The sequence below is a fragment of the Aliivibrio sp. 1S175 genome (assembly GCF_001690985.1).
Taxonomy (GTDB): domain Bacteria; phylum Pseudomonadota; class Gammaproteobacteria; order Enterobacterales; family Vibrionaceae; genus Aliivibrio.
On the sequence record NZ_MAJS01000013.1, the window covers coordinates 104447 to 125055 of the forward strand.

The window sequence follows — 20609 nt, forward strand, 5'->3', positions numbered from 1 at the left end:
GGATTTTTTATAGTTACTATCTAAATATTGAATTATTTTTTATACGGCGACACTATCGTATTCCCTGTCACCGCATGGTGAGACACCATCACTAAATCTTGATATAAAGCTCGAATATTCTCTTCACACAGCACATCATTAGGTTTACCTTCTGCCATCACTTCACCTTGGTTAATCAAGATTAGACGATCACAAAACTCGGCGGCGGTATTTAGATTATGAATCGCAACCAAGGCGGATTTTCCATTTTTGCACTCTTTATGGAGTACATTCATTAACTGAGATTCATGGCCAATATCCAAACTGGCGGTTGGCTCATCAAGCAGCATTAATGGCGTTCCTTGCACTAATGATCGCGCAAAATGCACTAGCTGTTTTTCTCCGCCAGATAAGTCTGTCACGGTTCTAGAGCTTAAATGCCCAATCCCCACTCTTTCTAAGGCAGCTTGGCTTTGTTCTTTAATCACGGCTTTAGAAATAAGTTCTTTCTGTTGCTTTGCATGAAACCCTAACCCAATGGTTTCCATCACGCTAAATGGAAATGCAGCTTCACTGTATTGGGGTAAATAACTCATGCTTAATGCACGTTCTATATGAGAAAGGCTCGATAACGATTCACCTTTAATTAAAATGTCACCCTGTGAATACGTTTGAAAGCCACTGATGCATTTCATCAAGGTGCTTTTACCGGCGCCATTAGGGCCAATAATCCCAACTAACTCTCCTGCATTCACTGAAAACGAAATGCCTTTTAATAGCGTTTTAGAGCCGACTTGATAGCTGAGGTTTAATACGTTTAGTAGCGCTTCTTTTGAATTCATCTTACTCATGCTAAACGCCCTTTTCTTTGGAATCGAATAATCAAACCGATAAAGTAACAACCACCGATAAACGAGGTAATGATCCCCGCTTTCAACTCATTTGGCGCAATAATCCAACGGCCTAACAAATCACATACGAGCAAGAAAATAACACCAAAAATGGCAGAGAACGGCAACAGCTTTTCATGCGCAGGCCCAACCAATAAACGCACTAAATGTGGCACCATCAAACCAATAAAACCAATTGGTCCGGCTATCGCTATCGACATTGCCGTTAACAAAGTAGCGAACATCAATAATTTGAATCGGGTCTGCTTTACATTAAGCCCCATACCGTGCGCGCTTTCTTCACCTAATGCTAATAAATTTAAGGCGCGACTCTCTTTTAAGAGCAAAATTGAAACGATAATAATGACAGGCGTTGGCCATAATAAATGTTGCCACATACGCCCATCTAAACCACCCATTGCCCAAAAGACAAATTGGCTGACTTCATATTGCTGAGCCATTAATAGCAAACCCATTCGAGCGCCACCCAATAAACTAGAAAGCGCCAAACCCGTTAAGATTAAAAACAAGATTTGAGAGGATGAATGACGAGATGCAAGCACATAAATAAATGCTGATGCCGCTAATGCCCCCACCGTAGTAAAAATAGGTAACCACATCGGGTTCATAAACGAGAAGCCCGATACAATAACGATGACCGCCCCAAAACTACTGCCAGAGCTCACACCTAGTACATCTGGACTGGCTAATGGATTTTTAAATAAGCCCTGAGTACAAGCTCCCGCCAACGCCAATGCACCACCAGCCAGAATAGCGGCACACGCTCTAGGTAAGCGAATGTGCATTACAATCGCAGAAGCTAATGGGTATTCTTTTGCTGCGAGTTCGCTACCATTAAGTAAGTAACTCTTAAACATCGCCAATATATCGAAAACTGGGATATGCACTGCTCCAAGGCTGAGGTAAGCCAAAAAAAGACCAATAAACAGACTGACTGAGATAATAATTTGAAATGATGTTAAACGATAAAAAGGCATTAGAGTTTCTTATACACTGAATGATTAACAAAAAGAACAGCATCAATAATGTACTGACTATAAACACTTCTTAATACATGAGGCATTTGATACACACGCCCTTCTTTAATCGCAGTGACCGATTGCAATGACGGATCAGACATCACTTCTTGTCTAAAATGCTCTGCACCATTGTCATCACCATAAACCCAGGCAGGAATAAATAACACATCTGGATTAAGCACAATCACCATTTCTTTTGATACTGGCACTTGTCCGTATTTATCACTCACTAATCCTTCAATCGCATTATCTAGATCCGCTTGTTCTAATACTTCATCCCATGTGGAATCTTGCCCGCTAGAAGTACCCCAAGGGTTATAATCGAGTGCCGTTAATCTTTGTTTCGGTTTAACCACATTTTGATCTAATCGTGCTTTCATTTTGGTAATGATTTTTTCAGCCGCTTCGCTTTTATTAACTATTTCACCAACACGTAATATCTCAGCTTCGATCTCAGTAATCGTTTTTGGGGTTTGAATTCGATAAACCGGAATGCCTGCACTTTCAATAATCGCCAATTTTGACGCATCACTCCAATTGGCAGCAAAAACAATATCAGGACGATTCGCAATGATCATTTCAACATTTAGAGCCAATAAGGGAACAGACTTTGGAAGAATGTCTTTTACCGCAGAGTAATTAGGGTTACTGGCTAAATCCGTGAGGCTTGATAACGAATGTTCATCGACTAACTCTAATAACACCGCATCAGTAAAAAGGGTTTTAGAAGAAATCTTTTTAGGTTCTTTTTCGATAATGACTTGCTTACCTAAACCATCAATTAAAGACAACGGATATACCGTTTCAGCCATTGACGGAAATGAAACAAGTAAAGATAAGATAAAAAAATGCTTAAACGCAGGCCAATGCATGGCAACTCCTGTAAATCGCGTACCTAATAAAATGGCTTACTTCATTGTAAGCCTTGCTCTTCGTATCTGACTTAAGTACTTAATATACTCTTACAGTGGCGCGCCCGTTACGGACTTTCACCGTATTCCGAAGATGCGGTATTGTACTTCGCTGTCGCTATATATTCTATCTTTATACCTTGAAAGCATTTGTTTTCTTAGCGTTAAGCAATGGTAATAGAAGCCATTTTTTTCTATAGTAACCCTATATAGGATGTTTTATTTAAAGGATTAAAAATGAAATACTCGTTGCTGTTTCTGATAGCCATGTTCACTTCTGCTAGTTTTGCAAATACAGAAGAACCCGTCACCACTCAACCTCTTGTGACGATTAACGCTATGATTGATATCAAAGGCATTGAGCAATCTGCCGAACAAGGCGCACAAGCAATGCTAAAAATGGCTGACTCTCTTGAGCTCATCGCACAAAATAGAAACCTCACTCCAGAGCAACAACAAAACATTCATAAAACAATAGAAAACATCAATAACCTTGTCGATGTTTCATCTGATTCACTTCAATCGTTACCCACTTTTTTAAAAGAATCAAAAGAAACCCTTTCTACAACCAGTACACAATTTTTTGATGACCTAACTTTTAAAGTCATTTTATTACTCGCTATCGTTGTCCTTGCCTTGGTCGCGATTATTGCCTGCTTCTATTGGTTTATTCTTCGCCCGTTACAAAATACCTTATTACAAGCGACTACCAATATTTCAACCATGGCAAAAGCAATCGAAAATTCAGCCCTATCTCTTGAAATGACGAATAAAAATCACGACAACATTTTACAGCTACTAAGCCAAGAAAAGGATAATCAATCCTAGATAATACGTGATAAAGTACGTTCACTCTTTATTGATAACTAAGTGATTTAATTATGGCACTAAAAGCATCTGGTGTGGTTGGTGAGCTTTCATACCCTTTTATTTTTGAAGACAGTCCACTGTGTGATTTTGAGATCCTAACCGATGAGCTATGTGCCTATACTGGTTTAGCACTTTCTCAAATCACTCACGTTCAAGTAAGAGGATCTCTAGAGCGTTTACAGCCAAAGATCTTTCATTTAAATGGGTCAATTCGTGGTAAATGCGGTATTTTTGAAGAAGACGTACAAGAACTGCTCGCTGAAATGATCGCGTTTAAAAAACAAGTTGAAGATAAAGGAAAACGCTTTGTTCTTCCAAGAGGAACCGGTCCCGTAATTCAACTGCACCAATGTCGTAGCTTAAGTAAAAAAGTGGTTCGTACTTTGGTTCAAATAGATAAATTAACCACAAAAAAGATACCAGAAACCCTACCTCGTTTTGCCAATGTACTCGCTAACTACTATTTCGTGCTAACACGCGTATTAAACCAAGAAGCTGGAATAGAAGAGCCTGAATACGTCAGTATTAATTATCCTATGCCACCGAAAATTTAATCAAATGATTAATTTCAACATATTTTTTGTCAACCTAATATAATAAATAAAATATGCAATAAATATACACAACCGTTATTAACAATGAAATCAATAGCTAATATTGTTACAGTTGTACCAACGCTGTAACAACCTTTCAGTTATTTAAACATTCCTTACCACGATTATAATTTTTGATGCTATTTCCGATTCTAAAATATTGATATAAATGCTTATTGAGTGGTAAAGTCTCCCTTTATAGTTTCCTTGTACAATTTAGTGATGTCTCATTCATAATGACCTATATACCACTACCTTATTTTTATATTTATAAGTGAATAGAATAATGAAATTAAATAAGCCTAATAAATACCTTTTTTGGCCTAACTTTCTTCTTTTGTCCTTATTGATGTTTATCATCCTACTTTCTGTATTCTATTTTTATAAATACTCTGAAAATGAAACATCTCTTAATAAAATAAAGTATGAACAAAAAGCCGTTGTTGCTGCTCAGAAAAAATATATTTCAATGACATTAAATAGTATTGGGCAAGACCTTTTATTACTATCTGACTTTATCGAAATTAACCAAGCTTATGACAAAAATAATAAAGAAATGACCGAATTGGCCGAGTTAAATGCAATGGCCCTCAGTTTACGTAAAGGTCTTTATGATCAACTTCGTTACCTTGATTTAAAAGGAAACGAAATCATCCGTATTAACTATAATAATGGCGTTCCATCTGTTGTTCCAAAGGAGCGACTTCAAAATAAAGCAGACCGTTATTATTTCAAAGACAGCTTAAAATTACACGATAGCGATGTCTATATATCCATTCTTGATTTAAACATTGAACACAATAAAATTGAGCTTCCACATAAACCGATGATAAGGTTGAGCACACCTGTATACGATAAAAACGGTCATAAACGTGGCATTGTGATTCTTAACTATTTAGCAAAACATCTTCTTGATGGCTTAAAAATATTTAATCTAAATAACAAAGACCATCACATGTTAATAAATAGTAATAATTACTTCCTATTTTATGACAAAAGACCAGAACTTGAATTTGGGTTTATGTTCCCTACACGTAAAAATCAAACGTTTTCAGATATTTTCCCCAAAGAATTTAATTGTGTAAACACACACAAAAAGGGGCAGTTCGCTCTAGACTCCGGGGTATTAACGTTTGATTCTGTTTTCTCTTACCCTAAGAATCTTGATTCATTCAAAGACATTCATATTATAAAAAATGATACGTGCTGGCGTTTAATTACGTACTCTCCGTATTCAAACCAGTGGCCATTAGAAAAAACATCGACCAATGATATCTATATTTTAATCAGCATGGTCTTCTTTTCATTCTCAATGTCCTATGTTATCGCTCGATTGCAGCTTAAAAAGAGCATAGATCATAATGAAATAAGAAAACTGGCTCACCATGATAGTTTAACGGGGCTGATTAACCGTGGATATTTCAAAAAACTATTCCATTGGAAAATACAAGATGCACGGCGTACAGGTTCAAAATTAGCGTTAATCTATATAGATCTTGATGGGTTCAAAGATTTAAATGACAGCTTTGGCCACAGTGTTGGTGATCTCGCATTAAAAGCGGTCTCTAAAAACCTAGAATATGCATTCTCCATTAATGCTTATGTTTCTCGTATTGGCGGTGATGAGTTTGCCATACTTATTTATAATGTAGAAGATACAAAAGACATCATTTCACAAGTTGAGGCCTATTTATATTTATCTCACCAACCATTAAAACTTGATGGCGAACAACATATGTTGAACACCAGTATCGGTGTTGCTTTCTATCCTGAACATGGCTCAAATATCAACGACTTAATGCATAACGCCGATGAAGCGATGTACTACATTAAGCGTTCAGGTAAAAATGGATATCAAGTATTTAGCCGATAAACATCCGTTACACCCATACCCTATTAGTATGGGTGTAACGATACAAGCGCCAGCAAAATAGGAACACCGCACCATACAACAAACTTGACCCTAACATGACTAAATCCCACCCTCCATGCTGCCAACAATACGTTAAATAAAAACCACCCAAACTGCCACTAACATAATAATGAACAAGATATAAAGCCGTTGCTGTTGATTTAGCATTATCCGCCTGCTGACTCACCCAGCCATACGCTAATGAATGCGTAAAAAACGAACCAAAGCTTAATATATTTAAGCCTATCAAAATGACAACTAAAGAATCACTGCTTGCTACCAGCATTCCTAATAAACTAATCAACGTACCAAAAAACATACCTAGCACAGGGGTAAAGTGGTGATTCCATATTCCCACTAAACGAGAACTAACCGTACCAGAGAGATAACATAAGAAAATCATTGAAGCGATGCTAATGGGTAAAAAATAAGGTTCACTCACTAATCGAAAACCCGTTACAGTGTACAAATTGACAAACAGAGCAAAATTAACACCACCAATAAGCATCGCAAAAAATATCTTCTTGTTTCTTAAATGCTGAAAAATAATTCTATGATATTGAGATAATGATGCACTCGGCACGCTAGGTTGTTCTTGTTTCGGTAATACTAAAGCCACGACAATCGCCCCAATCAAACTAAGTATTGCCATGCAAACCACCGCCGTTTGCCAATCAAAATGATCCGTAAGCATACCGCCAAAAATACGCCCAGAGATCCCACCTAATGAATTAGCACTAATGTAAGCCCCAATAGCATGACTAAACGCTTTAGCTGAAAACTCTTCAGCCATATAAGCAACAGCCACCGCAGTAAAACCAGCTAACGCCATGCCCATTAACCCACGACTAATTATCAATAGCGTTAAATCATCAGTCAGTAAGGACGTTAATCCAATAGCAGGTAATAAAAAAAGGCTGATTAAAAGAACTTTACGACGGCCTATTATTTCCGATGTAATAGCCCAAGGAAGTAACATTAAGGCTAAAGTAAATGTCCCTGCGGATAATAACCAATTAATCTGTGTTGCAGACACCGAGAAATGCAATGCTAATACTGGCAACATTGGTTGGAACAAGTACAAATTACAAAAAACTAAAAATGAGCCGAATGCTAATGCGGCACTTACTTGGTAATAGGCTTTACTACGAAACTCAATCATCTCAGTGATCATCATCAGGAAAACAATACCAAAACAGTAGCAAGTTCATTGAAATAATGAAAATATATAATAATTATCGATTTGATAGTTTTTAGTTATGGTGATTAATTCATGGATACACGATTATTGAAATACTTTGTCGCAGTTGCAGAGCATAAAAACATCACTCACGCTGCTCATTCCCTCCATATTGCTCAGCCAGCACTAAGCGTTGCCATCAAAAAGTTAGAAAACGAATTAGAACTCGATTTGTTCCGCCGTAATGATCGAAAGATAGCGTTAACTCATGAAGGTGAAACGTTGCTCATTCACGCTAAGCTCATTCTTCAACAATTGGATGATGCGACCCTTGCCATGAAGGAATTAAGAGGATTAGAAAAAGGCGAAGTTCGATTGGGGGTACCTAGCATAATGGGAACCTATTACTTTCCAGATGTACTGATGGCCTTTAAAAGCCGATACCCAAAATTAAAACTCACCATGGTAGAAGCAGGGGCTCAATCAATTCAAAAAATGTTACTTGATGGGGAGATAGATCTTGGGATTACTCAAGTAAGAAACTTACCTGACGCCCTTGATTCTGACCATTTATTACGATCTCAAATGGTTGCAGTGGTGAGTCCTGAACATGAATTTGCAACAAAAGAAACGCTGTCATTTAAAGCGTTTTTCTCTCAAGAATTAGTCATGTTTAAACAAGGGTATTTTCATAGAGAAAGGTTAGATGCCATTTGCCAACAACAGAAACTGACCGCTAATTTCTCTTTTGAAACCAACCTATTACCAGTAATACTGAAAATTGTAAAACGAGACTTTGCCATTAGTGCCTTGTTAGAACTGGCCACCGAGAACGAGCCCGATATTGTCTCTATTCCTTTTAGTGATCCTATTTTTCTTGATATTTCGATTGCATGGAGAAAGAACGGTTACCTATCTAAAGCCGACAGAACCTTCTTAGACTTTGTGAAACAAAACCACTAGTACTACCCCAAGAAGCACGAAAAGTTCCCTAAATTAACACCTCATAAATGAAAATTATGACTACCAAATTCGGTACTGACATTACTAAAAATAAGTGGAATATTGAATACCAGCTTAGCTTTAAACATCAAAATAATAAAAATGATGAGAGCGATATAAGCCAAAACCATAGCCGTTCATATGAAATGTTAGCGAAAAATGAGGTACCACTATGAAGAAATATATTCCTGTTCTACTTGCTCTAAGTGCAGTGTCTGGTGCCAGTTACGCAGCAACAGCACCAAAAGACAGTACTGTTGATTATTTACAAATGCGTAATGGCGTAGCTTATCAAGTTAACCAAGAAAGCCCATACACAGGGGCATTCGTTCAAAAATACGATAATGGACAAATCTCAACTAAAGCACAATTCAATAAAGGCTTAGAGATTGGTACTGAAAGTAATTGGTATCCAAACGGTCAAATGGCGTCGACTCTTAATTACAAAGACGGCAAATTAAATGGCCACATGCAGACTTGGTATGCTAATGGTCAAAAGAAAACTGAATTTACTTATAAGAATAATCAGCTAGATGGTCAGGCAACTCGTTGGTATGACAATGGCGAGAAAAACTTAACCATCAGCTATGATGACGGCCAAAAAGACGGTCAATACACTAGCTACTATGCTAACGGAAAAAAAGCGACCCAAGCCAATTATGATGACGGTAAAATTAAAGATGGTTCAGTCACTCATTGGAATAATAACGGCGATAAAGTAGAACAATTGACGTTCAAAAATCAAAAGATTGTTTCAGAGCAAACATGGTTACCTGAGAGTTAATACCTAGCTACCTAGTAACGAATAACTTTATAAAAGCCCTTACGCGTATCATGCTAAGGGCTTTACTTTATCTACTTCGTTATAGGAAACGAGATAAAATATCACGACGCCCTGCTGAAGAAGTAACCATCATCTTTTGATCAAAATCATAATTATTGATAAAGGGATAAATACTACCTATTTTGGGGTATTTTATACCTTTTAACCACCTTGTTTATACTGAAAAATCCTCCTGATATTTTAGTATGGACAATAAAACCGCATGATAAACAGTAAATGGCTTGAGCTTTACCTGTATATACATAGCCACATTGATGATCTCCCAACAGAAAAACTCATGGAAGAGCAGCTGAACGATAAGCTTATGTTTCTGAGTGCCCAATTTCTCGATAAGAAGAAGCAAGATAAAAACCAAATTGATTGGCTAGAACATGAGGCATTCACTCTCGTATTAAGTGATGTACTTCAAAAGACGTCATTTACTTCATCCACACTCAGTTTTCTATTTGAAACCTTAATGGCTGCACAGCTATGCCAATTAGCTATGTCGATGATCAATCATCATAAAAAAGTCTTACCTGAAGAGGATTTCAAAACAAAATGTGGTTTAGTTTACCAACAGCTCGGTGATTATGATCTAGCTAAAGCAATTTTTGAAGAAGTGCTTACGCTCAATAACACCAATCCAATGACACATTGCCATCTTGGTTTTACCCACCTTTATCTCGGAAATATAGAGCAGGCGGAAGACTGTTTTGAAGAGAGTATTGAGATAGCTCCCGATTTTGTCGGTGGTTATCAAAATCTATCTGGTCTGTATTATCAAGAAGGTAATTTCCTTCAAGCAGTAACCTATGCAGAACAAGCTCACCTTTTAGATAAAAAACTCATTTCAACTTACATCACTGCGATCAGTAGTTATTTAGCCTTAGGTGAAAAAACTAAGGCTGAACAATGGATAACGGCAGCCTTTGATAATGAAGTCGTCTCTATGGAATTAGTCCGCCTTGCTGGGATCTCAGCTCATCAAAATGGACGTTGTGAAGAAGCCATTGAAGCACTAGACCATTATCTATCGGTCAATCCTTCTTGTTTCGATGTCCTTAATATTCGAGCTCATGCTAAAGCTGACATTAAAGACTACACCAAATTAGAACCAGATCTTAAACAATTGCTTGTATTTGAACCTCATGATGAATGGTCATTAGAACAGTTGTTCCTTTGTTACTTTCATACCGAACAATGGAGCAATGCACAAATTATTATGGTTGAGCTAAACAAGCTATCTGCCCATTTCAAAATTACTCATCGAGAGCTACTCAATACAATGAATAAAAAATTGAGCCTCGATATTCTCGAATTAAGTTAACCATTGGAGCTATTGTGAAACAACACAATCACCAAGAAATCGCGAGCACTTCTCGCCGCGACTTTCTAAAATTAGGCGGCATTGCTGCCGCAACCGTAACGGTAGGGGCCGCCGCAGGAGCGGGCTTTGTATTAGGACGAGATCCTGATGCAAACGTCGGTTATGGACGCACAGAAGCCGGCAAAGATATGTTCTTTAACCGTGAGTCATTTCGTGTCGATGTCGCACCAACGATGGAAGTAGCTTCAGAACTCATCCGTCCTGAATGGGGAGACTTCTTATTCCATCGAACTCGCGTACTTGGCGCAGAAATGAAAAATGGTTGGATCCCAACCCAAGATTGGCGCGATATTCCACACGATGGTGTACGCGAATATTACTCACGCTATCCAGAGCGTTGGGCTGATATGTATCAATCATTTGAAGAAAAAGCAGAACACGCTCAAAATTTTGAAAAGCATCGTGATCGCTTTGCCTTAGGTTGGGCTTATTCAGCCGCTTATATGCGTGGTGTTTATAGTGATTTCCCACCAAAACCACAAGGCCACCCAGACGAGGTTGATTTCCAATGGGTTAAACGTGAAAAACAGGAATTTAAGTCACCAAAACACGCCGCTGATTTGATCAAGAAAATGGCCTTCAAATTTGGCATGAGTGTGGTTGGTATTACAAAACTAGACCCGAATTTTGTATTCAAAAATACCATGCGTGGAATGCCAGATTGGGATGACAGTATCCCTAAACATTGGAAAAACGTCATCATTTTTGGAACACCAATGAACTGGGATCCAATGTATGCTGCTATTGGTTATTCGACCTCATACGACGGTTACTTCCGTGCAAAAAACGCCTCAGGTTTGATGGCTGCTTACCTTGGTGAGCTCGGTTATGCGGCTCGTCCACAATGGCCGGGATCTGATTATGAGATCGTAGTCCCCCCTCTGGCAATTCAAGCTGGTATGGGCGAAGCCGCTCGTAATGGTATTTTATTAACCCCAGAATTAGGCCCAAACATTCGCCTTGCTGCCGTTATCACTGAACTCGATATGGAAGCGGATAAACCGATTGATACCAAGGTGAAACACTTCTGTGAAGAGTGCAAAATCTGTGCAGATTCTTGTCCAAGCGGTTCAATCAGTAAAGCCGATAAACCAGATGCTATCGTGCGCGGTTATCGTAAATTTGAATTTAACCAAGACAGCTGCTGGACAATGTGGCGTCAAGGCCCAACCGAAAGTGCAATGGGTTGCCGAGTCTGTATTGCCGTGTGTCCATACACTCGTAAGAACAACTGGATTCATGCATTAGTGAAAGAAGCCGATCCTAGAGATCCAACTGGATTAACTCGTAAAACCTTACTCGCAATGCAACACAATTTCTTCTATTACCCAGAAGCAGAAGCCTATCACGGTGACTGGAATGGTGGCCGCTTTGCAGGTTATCACCAACCGCCAGAATGGATGCGAAGTGAAAACTATCTCAAGGTTGAAAAGACATGGGATTACGATGGTAACTGGGAGGGTTTCTAATGTTTCCACAATCTACGGTACTCGATCCACTTTTTTGGATGGCATTAGGCGCACTGCAAGTTTGGGTATTTGCAGGAGCAAACCAATGGGCAAAACATTTTAATCTCGGAATGACAGGGGGGAAATGGGCGTTAGTTGGCGGTTGGTGGGCATCCATTATCTTAACTATTGCTGGCGCATTTACCTTACTTGGCGAAAATGAAGGATTAGCAGGTTGGTATTTCTTAGGATTTGCAGGGACAGGGTTAATCATCGCAGGGGCAGTTTTACTTCGTATTTTAGTTGCATTAAAGCCTAAGATGTAAAGTCATCACTCTGAAATATATATAATTTAATTATTAAAAGGAATAAGCCACAAGCACTAATACGCATTGTGGCTTATCATTTATATGGCAAAACAAACCTCATCGAAGAGAAATAAAAATCGCGATAAAATCCTTAGTATATCGTCGATATTACTCTTACTTTTATCATGGTTTCTTGGTGGATTACGCGTTAACCATTCTCAATCCCAGTTCTTTGAACATATCACAGAAAAAGGAGAGACAATTGTTGAGGTTACCCCTCTATTATTCAAAATAATCTCTAACAATACAACGGATGATAAGCTCATAAAGTGGGTTAGCTTTGGCTCTGGTATTGGCTATGGGGGGGAATTAACCGTGGGTAGTGTTTTTCTTCCTGATGGAACAATACAAAGCCTCGCTCTACTGTCTTCTAAAGAAACATCATCGTATTTTGACAAAGTAGTAGAAGAGAAACTACCAGAGGAATTACTCGGTAATTCTATTGAACATTTATTAGAATTTGATGCCATTTCAGGCGCGACACTCACATCACAAGCTTATGTTCACGCGGTAAATCAATCCGCTGACCTTATTCGTGAACAATTGTATGGAAAACGCTTGGTCAGTAAATCTTCTGTTTTAGATTATGTAAAATGGTTAGATTTTGCAGCCGTCGTCTTTTTTATTAGTGCCGTGTGGATTAACCGTTCTCGGTCTGCTTATAAAGCCAAATTTAACGCAGGGCTACTCTTTGGTTCAACCATTCTATTTGGTTTTCATTCAGCCTCGTTATATTCCTCATCCACGATGGGAGGCTTGCTTTTCGGTTCATGGATATCTGGTGTCGCCAATTATACACCGTTTATTTTATTGATATTAAGTGTCGGTTATATCCTCTATTACAATCGTAATATTTATTGTCAGAGTTTATGCCCTTTTGGTGCAGTACAACAATGTTTAGCGAAAGTTGGCAACGCAAAATCCGCCCCTATTCGCCATCAATTTTTTATTTGGTTTCCAAGAGTTTTATTACTAACCACGCTGTGTATGGGCGCGTATTTTAGAAGCCCAGCAGAGTTTATTTATGAACCTTTTGGCATTGCATTTGGCATGATTGGAGGAATGTATTTATTTGTTTTAACCGTTATGATCTTACTTACATCGTTAGTGGTTCGTCGTCCATGGTGCCAAAGTTTATGCCCTATCAACGCGATGACAGATTTTATTGTCTTTAATAAAAACTGGGTAAAACAAATACGAAATAACGCAACAAAAAAACATAAGTCCTCCAAAAAAGAGAAAGGAGAATAGCAATGAGAAAACACATTTCACTGGTATTTTTTATTCTATCTTCTGTTGTGATTTTACTTCAGTTAACGTTAAGTTTTATGGCTCTCTCAAGCGAACAGAGTCATAATCAATTGCTGCATACAGTAACAAGCCAAACAAAGAAAATTATCGTTCCAGAAAAGGCTAAGCCTAAGATAGATTTCAAGAAAATGGCCGAAGATATGTCACACGAGAAATACTGAAATCAACGCTTTAATGTAAACTTCAGTATATGACATTATTTAAATGGAGATTAGAAGCCCGCTTTTAATCTCACTTTTTTGAGCTACCTATGAACGAAAAATGCATTCCTATCGAACGCTTACGATCTGATACGGCATTAGCAAATCCGTATATTTTCCGAATTTCTGAGCTGTATGATTTAAGAGGAATTGATGACGTTTCTCAACCTCACCGTCTTAATTTTAGTGCCTTAATTTACGTATCAAAAGGCGAAGGTTTTCATTATATTGACCATAAAAGACACATTATTCGAGCAGGTACTTTACTCACATTAGGCAAGAACCAAGTCCATTCGTTTGCTAAAGAGCGCACGGTTGATGGTTATGTTTTACCTTTCAATTGTACTTTTTTATCTTGTGGTAAAAATGACCCTTATTTTGATTTAATGATCATGGCATTAGGACACCTTAACTGGATTGATAATATTGGTGATGACATCGGTTCACTATTTGAAACGATGGTAAAAGAGTTTGCATCGACCTCTGAATTCAAAGCTGAAATTATTCGTAATTTATTGCGTTCAATCATGCTAAAAGTAGTTGTCCCTACGTTCCAAAGTGAGTTTAATCCCGTAAATCAAACCATTGGAAGTAATGATTTCTATCGTTTAAAAAACCATATTGAAACTCACTTTTATGATCGCCCTTCGGCAAGTGATATCGCGCTAGCGTTAGGAAAAAGCGTGAAGCAATTAGATAAATTGGCAAAAGATAATTCAGGAGAAAGCGTAAAAGAACTTGTCGATGACCGAGTTCTTCTTGAAACCAAGCGTTTACTGGCCTTTAGCCAACATTCGATCTCAGAAATTGCGACTCAACTGAGATTTAATGAAGCCACAAATATGACTAAATTTTTCAAACGTCACACTGATGTCAGTCCAAAAGATTTCCGTCAATTATGTCGAATGGGGTTACATCAAAAATAACTGTCTATTTATTCAAACAACCCCTTCATTTCAGCCTAACGAAATGCAGGGGTTGTGGCTTTGAGATTTCTATTTAACGTGTTCAGTTTCTACATCTTCATGTTTGTATGCGATAAAACCATACATAGTCCAACCAAAGAAAGTAACAATAGAACCCCACATCATTGCGTCATAACCCGCCCCATAAAGAGCATAGAAACTATATACCGCAGCAACTACCGCAATAAAATTCGTTTTACTCATCTCTTTTTTACTAACATGAGCGAATTTTTGCATGATAAAAATAGCTGCCATACATAAAATATAAGGCACTACGTTAGTCACTACCGCTAAGTTCACTAGCGATTCAAATTGTTCATTTAACGTTGGACTGATTGTCATTAACGACAGTACCGTTTGAATTACCGTAATAATGACCATTCCTTTTACTGGTGTTCCTCGTTGATCAATCTCAGAGAATACCTTTGGAAAGAAACCTTCATCAGCCGAGCTTTTAAACACAGAGGCGATAGTAAACTGCCACCCTAATAAAGAGCCTGTACATGCAATCACGGCTAAACCTGCCACCGCTTTACCAGCCCAAGAGCCAAGCATTACTTGCCATACCAAACTGAATGGCGCGGTTGATGCGGCTAATGCACCATTCTCAACAATACCCGCACAAATGTTAGTAGATACTATATAAACCACAGCAGCAATTAACGTACCGCCAAGTACCGCGATAGGCACATTTTTCTCTGGATTTTCAACTGAATCACTGTTCGCACAGGCTGATTCTAACCCAAGGAATGCCCATAATGTCATCGCAATTGAGGCGCTCACCGCTTCACCAAATGGTAAGCTATGTGGGTTCCAAGAGTTAACGTACATCTCAGGGCTAAACCAGAACCAACCAATAATCCCTAAACTACATACCGGTAAAATTACCCCCCAAACGGTAAACGTACCAATCTGGCCTGTGACTTTTGCACCACCAAAGTTAGCCGCAGTACATAACCACAAAACTCCTATTGTAGCGATACAAGTTTGAATAGGTGTTAACGATATTTCAAAAAATGCTTGAGCATAACCAACTGAGGTAATGGCGATGGCGATGTTTGCTATTAGTAAAGATAGGCCATAAGTCCACCCCGCCATGAAAGCACCAGAATCACCAAAGGCATAAGAAGCGTAACCATTCATACCGCCAGGACGTTTACTAAATCGCCCACACTTAGCAAATACGTAAGCTAAACTCATCGACCCAATCGCAGTCACAAGCCATGAAATAATCGAAATCGAGCCGACTTGTGCCAATTTACTTGGCAACATAATAATGCCGGACCCAGCCATATTAATGAAAGTAAGGACGGTAAGTTGCACTACGCCCATTTTTGATTTTTGTGTCATAAGTTCACCACTGAAGTGGCGCGGAAGGAGACTCCCGCCGCGCTCATTAGTTATTAATTTGATTCGTTAAGGACATAACAAAAAGCAGTTGTTCGGCCATTTACTTCTTCCAAATAAACACCTTGAATTTCAGGAGCGAATCCTGGGAATTGGTTAATCCCCTCTTCTAACGCTAAGAAGTATTGAGTAACTTCTTTGGTCCATGCTTCACCAGGGATCACACACAACACACCAGGAGGATAAGGAAGTGCACCTTCTGCGGCGATACGACCCGTTGCTTCTTTTAGCTCAACGTATTCACAGTCACCACGGAAATACTGAGTATTCGCTTGCTGAGGAATGAGTTTCATCTCAGGGAAATAAGCTTCTCTGAACATACAACGTTGTAACTCTTTCACGTTTAGCTCTCGATACATATTGTGCATTTCAAGACACAATTGCTGAATCGTATAGCCTTTATAACGGTCTTTATTCGCTTCATATACGGTTGGCAATACCACTTGTAATGGCGCATCGTCTTTAACAAATTGTTCAAAGCGATTAATTTGAGCCACCAATTGGTGCATTTTTGCCATATCTTCTGCGGGTGTAAGTAAAAATAAGATAGAGTTCAAATCACATTTTTCAGGGACAATGCCATTTTCGCGTAAGAAGTTAGCTAACAAGGTCGCTGGAATACCAAAATCAGCGTAACCACCATGTTCATTAATGCCCGCCGTTGTTAGTAATAACTTACAAGGGTCAACAAAGTATTGTTCCTTTCCATAGCCTTCAAACTTATGCCATGTATCTTCTGGATTAAATAAGAAGAATTTTTTCTCCTTAGCAATAAGTTCGGTGTCGTATTCTTGCCATAATTTACCATCCACTTTTTCTGGAATGAACGGGATAATATATTCACAGCTATTCAATAATTCTTTACGGGTATCGATACCGATTTTCACACATTCATGCCATAGCTTGCGACCAGAGGCACCATCATGGATCTTCGCGTTCACATCTAATGCTGAGAACAATGCGTAAAATGGACTGGTTGAAGCGTGCATCATAAAGGCATTATTGAAACGTTTATGATTACAGTAACGAGCTTGACCTTTGATATGACTATCTTTTTTATGAATTTGTGACGTTTGAGAGAAGCCCGCCTGTTGCTTATGAACAGATTGAGTAACAACTACCCCAGCATCTTCTGGTTTCAAATCCAATAACAACGGTGAACAGTCTTTCATCATAGGAATAAATTGCTCATACCCTACCCACGCAGAATCGAATAAGATGTAATCACATAAATGACCTATCTTATCCATCACAAAACGCGCGTTATAAATCGTACCGTCGTAGGTGCCTAACTGAATAATCGCCATTCTGAATGGACGTTCTTCTTTTGCTCTTTCTGGATCTGTCTTTGCAATGAGATCGCGAATATAACTTTCATCAAAACAATGTTCATCAATACCCCCAATAAAACCATAAGGATTACGTGCTGTTTCTAAATAGACAGGGAGTGCACCCGCTTGAAATAAGGCACCGTGATGATTTGATTTATGATTATTTCTATCAAATAACACTAAATCCCCCGGGGTTAAAATAGCGTTACAAGCAACCTTGTTTGATGCAGATGTCCCATTAAGAACAAAGTATGTTTTATCTGCATTAAACACTTTTGCAGCGTGTTTTTGTGCAGCACACGCATGTCCCTCATGGATTAACAAATCGCCTAACGCGACATCCGCATTACATAAATCGCTTCGGAATAAATTTTCACCAAAGAAATCATAGAATTGCTTACCTGCTGGGTGTTTTTTAAAGAACTGGCCACCTTGGTGTCCTGGACAATCAAACGCTGCATTCCCTTGGTCAACATATCGAGTAATCTTTTCAAAAAATGGGGGCAGAACTTTTGATTCGTATTTATGGGCAGCTTCGTTAATTTGACGGCAGTAATACGAAATAGATTGCTGTGTTAAGTCAATCACACTGGTTACTTTTGCATAATCACAAGAACAAAGTTGGCGATCACCTTCGCCTGAAATAACAAACACTGGAATGCCATAACACGTTTCTTCAATGTGTTTATGAACGTCGCCAGACACATCTTCAATCGACAAAATAACCGCACTTACATCGGTTAGCGCAACGGTATCAATCGGTCTCAGTTCTCGGTTAAAGGTTTCAACGAGCATATCTGCGAGAGGCATGAAGTAATCACCAAGATTATTGCTTATTGCGATACTTAAATTTTTCATAATTATTTTCTTCTGTTTGGATGACAGGAAGAAAATTAAAATAATCAGATCATTAAAAACAACATCAAGAGTGATTTGTTGATCTAACTCACATTAATAATACTAATAATAAATTGAATCATAAATATATGCTCCCATTACTTTTATTAATAATTAAAAAGTGCTATTCACACGTATATTAATAATGAATATCAATATTAGACTAAATGTTACTATCGATGTTAATAAAATTAACCCAATTTAACACAATGTACATTTATGTCATTCTGTAAATATACAGTTGCATATTTTTACTTACTAATTTATATTCTAAAAAAAACAAATCATAGATGATTAAAAATTAGACATAATATTAATTGTATTTAAATATTATAGGAAGATAACTATGTATGATATTAATACCCACTATAAATTTATTGCTGCTCGATTTTTACTTGAATTAAATACAGCTTATCTATCAAAGCTATTTGGCGTTCCTTTATCAAAAATTAATAGAATGGAATCTAACACTTGCAACATACCAGCAGTCTATTCCTATGCTCTTAACAACTTGATTTCACATGAAGAAAATTCAGAGGGTATATATCAATCATTAGAAAATGATGATCTGGAAAGCTTTTGCCGAAAAATAGACAAAGCATCCAAAATAAGTAGGTTAAGTTGCTCTAAATGCCATTCAAGAAAACTGCATGTTATGAAAATAAAGGAAGGTATCTATTTTATCGAGTGCATGAAATGTAAAAAAACGATGTATTCAAGTAAAGATTCTGCCATAAGGTATTATTCATGGCAAAACAGAGGGGTTTATTTATCTCACTATTTATATACAAAAAAAGAAACGAAATACAGTAAGATTTAAATATGACATACACTTAATATAAAAGAAACTAATTTTATTAAAATAATTCAAACTCACAATTATATTAATAAAGAATAAAACCAACATTTACTTTTATATTATTATTGAATAGAAACATATTTAGTTTCTAATTTTTCTCACCATAATAATATCTATAATTATCACTCATAACGTATAAATTCCTTTTAGCCTTACCATTCACCTCATGAATCAATAGAACCTCCCATTGCCGGAAAGATGTTTTTAAATAGCCCTATCCTCAATAAAGAGACTTTCATCGCTGTTTTATTTATTTACACTCACCAATGAAAAGTAGATCAGTCTGAACATTACATTCAATTATATGAATTTATGTCATTTTCAACCTATATTTAAGATCTCGAAAGTAAAAATTAAAGTCAGGTACTCATCAATCCAACATAGGATTTAGGGTATTCAATTAAATTATAACTAAAGGAAGTGTTAACTTATGATGAGTTTAATCTTCTTGCTCCTACTCGTTGCAATGCTCTGCGCGTTTAGTGGCAAAAAAAGCACCAGTTACGTTTTATTTACCGCTTCAGTCATTATTGGCTTGTATTGGTTTCATCATCACGCGACAGATCCTCTGTCCATTTTACTGTAGGTGAATGTATGAACAGTAAAAACGTAACTTTACTCAATATTCTAGGGCTACTTGGCATTACCTTTGTTTTACTCATGGGTTCAGTCCTTCAGGTCGCTTGGAATGAATTACCTTGCCCACTTTGTCTTTTACAACGAGTTGGCTTTGTTATGGTGATGTTTGGCTTTATGCTAAACATTATTTACGGTACGCAACAACGGCATTACGGCGTAATATTGGTAGGTGCGTTGTTTGGGGCGGCAACCGCATTACGTCAAGTCTCTTTGCACGTAATTCCAGGAACGCCAGGATTTGGTAGCCCTATCTTAGGTATGCATTATTACACATGGGCATTTGTGATCTTTATGATGGCCATTGTTGGTGTGGCTGTACTACTCATGCTTTGGAATAATGAATGGTCATCTGAAGTCTATCAAATGGAAAGATTTGGTCGATTTGCCTGCATATTAGCAATTATTGCAGTATTGGTTAATGTACTTTCAACCTTTATTGAATGTGGCCCATATCAGTGCCCAGATAACCCTGTAAGCTATTGGTTGCTGGATATGTTTAGTCACTAGAAAACAATAAAAGAATGATTCCATTTTTAATGGTATGAAATTTATTTCATAAAAAACGGCACCTCTATAAAGAAGTGCCGTTTGATT

At 37.8% G+C, this 20609-nt stretch carries 21 protein-coding genes and 1 riboswitch; of the genes, 15 read left to right on the plus strand and 6 right to left on the minus strand.

Annotated elements, in window-relative coordinates; genetic code table 11:
- Nucleotides 1-32 precede the first annotated feature (32 nt).
- The 3 genes from A6E06_RS06880 to A6E06_RS06890 are packed head-to-tail and all read right to left on the minus strand — an operon-like array spanning nt 33 to nt 2781.
- Nucleotides 33-830 carry an ABC transporter ATP-binding protein gene (locus tag A6E06_RS06880; protein ID WP_255312059.1) on the minus strand — a complete coding sequence of 266 codons (798 nt, stop codon included), beginning with the start codon at nt 828-830 and terminating at the stop codon, nt 33-35.
- On the minus strand, nt 827-1867 hold the full coding sequence (locus A6E06_RS06885; protein WP_065591906.1) for an iron ABC transporter permease: 1041 nt from the start codon (nt 1865-1867) through the stop codon (nt 827-829). Before A6E06_RS06885 ends, A6E06_RS06880 begins: the two co-directional genes overlap by 4 nt.
- Nucleotides 1867-2781 carry an ABC transporter substrate-binding protein gene (locus A6E06_RS06890; RefSeq protein ID WP_065591907.1) on the minus strand — a complete coding sequence of 305 codons (915 nt, stop codon included), beginning with the start codon at nt 2779-2781 and terminating at the stop codon, nt 1867-1869. Before A6E06_RS06890 ends, A6E06_RS06885 begins: the two co-directional genes overlap by 1 nt.
- Nucleotides 2782-2843: 62 nt before the next feature.
- Nucleotides 2844-2910: riboswitch (cobalamin riboswitch) on the minus strand.
- 147 nt (nt 2911-3057) lie between these two features.
- Between A6E06_RS06890 and A6E06_RS06895 the strand changes: the two genes are divergently transcribed.
- From A6E06_RS06895 to A6E06_RS06905, 3 genes are all read left to right on the plus strand, one after another.
- Nucleotides 3058-3648: a hypothetical protein gene (locus tag A6E06_RS06895; protein WP_065591908.1), complete on the plus strand. Its 591-nt coding sequence runs from the start codon at nt 3058-3060 to the stop codon at nt 3646-3648.
- Nucleotides 3649-3701: 53 nt separating this feature from the next.
- The gene (locus tag A6E06_RS06900; protein ID WP_065591909.1) at nt 3702-4244 is read left to right on the plus strand and encodes a cobalamin adenosyltransferase; all 543 of its coding nucleotides are present in this window, start codon (nt 3702-3704) and stop codon (nt 4242-4244) included.
- A gap of 325 nt (nt 4245-4569) precedes the next feature.
- Entirely contained in the window at nt 4570-6156 is a 1587-nt protein-coding gene (locus A6E06_RS06905; RefSeq protein ID WP_141676909.1) for a sensor domain-containing diguanylate cyclase, read from the plus strand.
- 7 nt (nt 6157-6163) lie between these two features.
- Here the strand turns inward: A6E06_RS06905 and A6E06_RS06910 are convergent, their stop codons facing one another.
- Entirely contained in the window at nt 6164-7357 is a 1194-nt protein-coding gene (locus tag A6E06_RS06910; RefSeq protein WP_255312060.1) for an MFS transporter, read from the minus strand.
- Nucleotides 7358-7468: 111 nt separating this feature from the next.
- Here A6E06_RS06910 and A6E06_RS06915 point away from each other — a divergent pair, with 111 nt between their 5' ends.
- The 9 genes from A6E06_RS06915 (at nt 7469) to A6E06_RS06950 (ending at nt 14843) form a co-directional block, all read left to right on the plus strand.
- A complete protein-coding gene (locus A6E06_RS06915; RefSeq protein ID WP_065591911.1) occupies nt 7469-8338 on the plus strand; it encodes a LysR family transcriptional regulator in 870 nt (289 codons plus the stop codon).
- Between the two features lie 56 nt (nt 8339-8394).
- Complete coding sequence (locus A6E06_RS19950) at nt 8395-8553, plus strand: hypothetical protein (protein WP_176713276.1); 159 nt, start codon at nt 8395-8397, stop codon at nt 8551-8553.
- Nucleotides 8550-9161, plus strand: a complete 612-nt coding sequence (locus A6E06_RS06920) for a toxin-antitoxin system YwqK family antitoxin (RefSeq protein WP_065591912.1) — start codon at nt 8550-8552, stop codon at nt 9159-9161. Before A6E06_RS19950 ends, A6E06_RS06920 begins: the two co-directional genes overlap by 4 nt.
- A 262-nt stretch (nt 9162-9423) precedes the next feature.
- Nucleotides 9424-10530 (plus strand): tetratricopeptide repeat protein, encoded by a 1107-nt coding sequence (locus A6E06_RS06925; RefSeq protein WP_065591913.1) that lies wholly within the window; start codon nt 9424-9426, stop codon nt 10528-10530.
- A 14-nt stretch (nt 10531-10544) separates the two neighbouring features.
- Nucleotides 10545-12059: a 4Fe-4S dicluster domain-containing protein gene (locus tag A6E06_RS06930; RefSeq protein WP_065591914.1), complete on the plus strand. Its 1515-nt coding sequence runs from the start codon at nt 10545-10547 to the stop codon at nt 12057-12059.
- On the plus strand, nt 12059-12364 hold the full coding sequence (locus A6E06_RS06935) for a hypothetical protein (RefSeq protein ID WP_065591915.1): 306 nt from the start codon (nt 12059-12061) through the stop codon (nt 12362-12364). The genes A6E06_RS06930 and A6E06_RS06935 overlap by 1 nt, the downstream gene beginning before the upstream one ends.
- An 84-nt stretch (nt 12365-12448) precedes the next feature.
- Nucleotides 12449-13657, plus strand: a complete 1209-nt coding sequence (locus A6E06_RS06940) for a 4Fe-4S binding protein (RefSeq protein ID WP_065592045.1) — start codon at nt 12449-12451, stop codon at nt 13655-13657.
- 2 nt (nt 13658-13659) lie between these two features.
- On the plus strand, nt 13660-13878 hold the full coding sequence (locus A6E06_RS06945) for a hypothetical protein (protein ID WP_065591916.1): 219 nt from the start codon (nt 13660-13662) through the stop codon (nt 13876-13878).
- A gap of 89 nt (nt 13879-13967) precedes the next feature.
- On the plus strand, nt 13968-14843 hold the full coding sequence (locus tag A6E06_RS06950; RefSeq protein ID WP_065591917.1) for an AraC family transcriptional regulator: 876 nt from the start codon (nt 13968-13970) through the stop codon (nt 14841-14843).
- Nucleotides 14844-14912: 69 nt separating this feature from the next.
- Here the strand turns inward: A6E06_RS06950 and potE are convergent, their stop codons facing one another.
- Both potE and speF read right to left on the minus strand, forming a co-directional pair.
- Nucleotides 14913-16232: a putrescine-ornithine antiporter gene (gene potE / locus A6E06_RS06955; protein WP_065591918.1), complete on the minus strand. Its 1320-nt coding sequence runs from the start codon at nt 16230-16232 to the stop codon at nt 14913-14915.
- Between the two features lie 53 nt (nt 16233-16285).
- Complete coding sequence (gene speF / locus A6E06_RS06960; RefSeq protein WP_065591919.1) at nt 16286-18478, minus strand: ornithine decarboxylase SpeF; 2193 nt, start codon at nt 18476-18478, stop codon at nt 16286-16288.
- A 385-nt stretch (nt 18479-18863) separates the two neighbouring features.
- Between speF and A6E06_RS06965 the strand changes: the two genes are divergently transcribed.
- The 3 genes from A6E06_RS06965 to A6E06_RS06970 all read left to right on the plus strand — a co-directional run bounded on the left by A6E06_RS06965 (nt 18864) and on the right by A6E06_RS06970 (nt 20522).
- Complete coding sequence (locus tag A6E06_RS06965; RefSeq protein WP_065591920.1) at nt 18864-19337, plus strand: hypothetical protein; 474 nt, start codon at nt 18864-18866, stop codon at nt 19335-19337.
- A 469-nt stretch (nt 19338-19806) separates the two neighbouring features.
- On the plus strand, nt 19807-19962 hold the full coding sequence (locus tag A6E06_RS19955) for a DUF5993 family protein (RefSeq protein WP_176703452.1): 156 nt from the start codon (nt 19807-19809) through the stop codon (nt 19960-19962).
- Between the two features lie 8 nt (nt 19963-19970).
- Nucleotides 19971-20522 (plus strand): disulfide bond formation protein B, encoded by a 552-nt coding sequence (locus A6E06_RS06970; RefSeq protein WP_065591921.1) that lies wholly within the window; start codon nt 19971-19973, stop codon nt 20520-20522.
- Nucleotides 20523-20609: the final 87 nt, after the last annotated feature.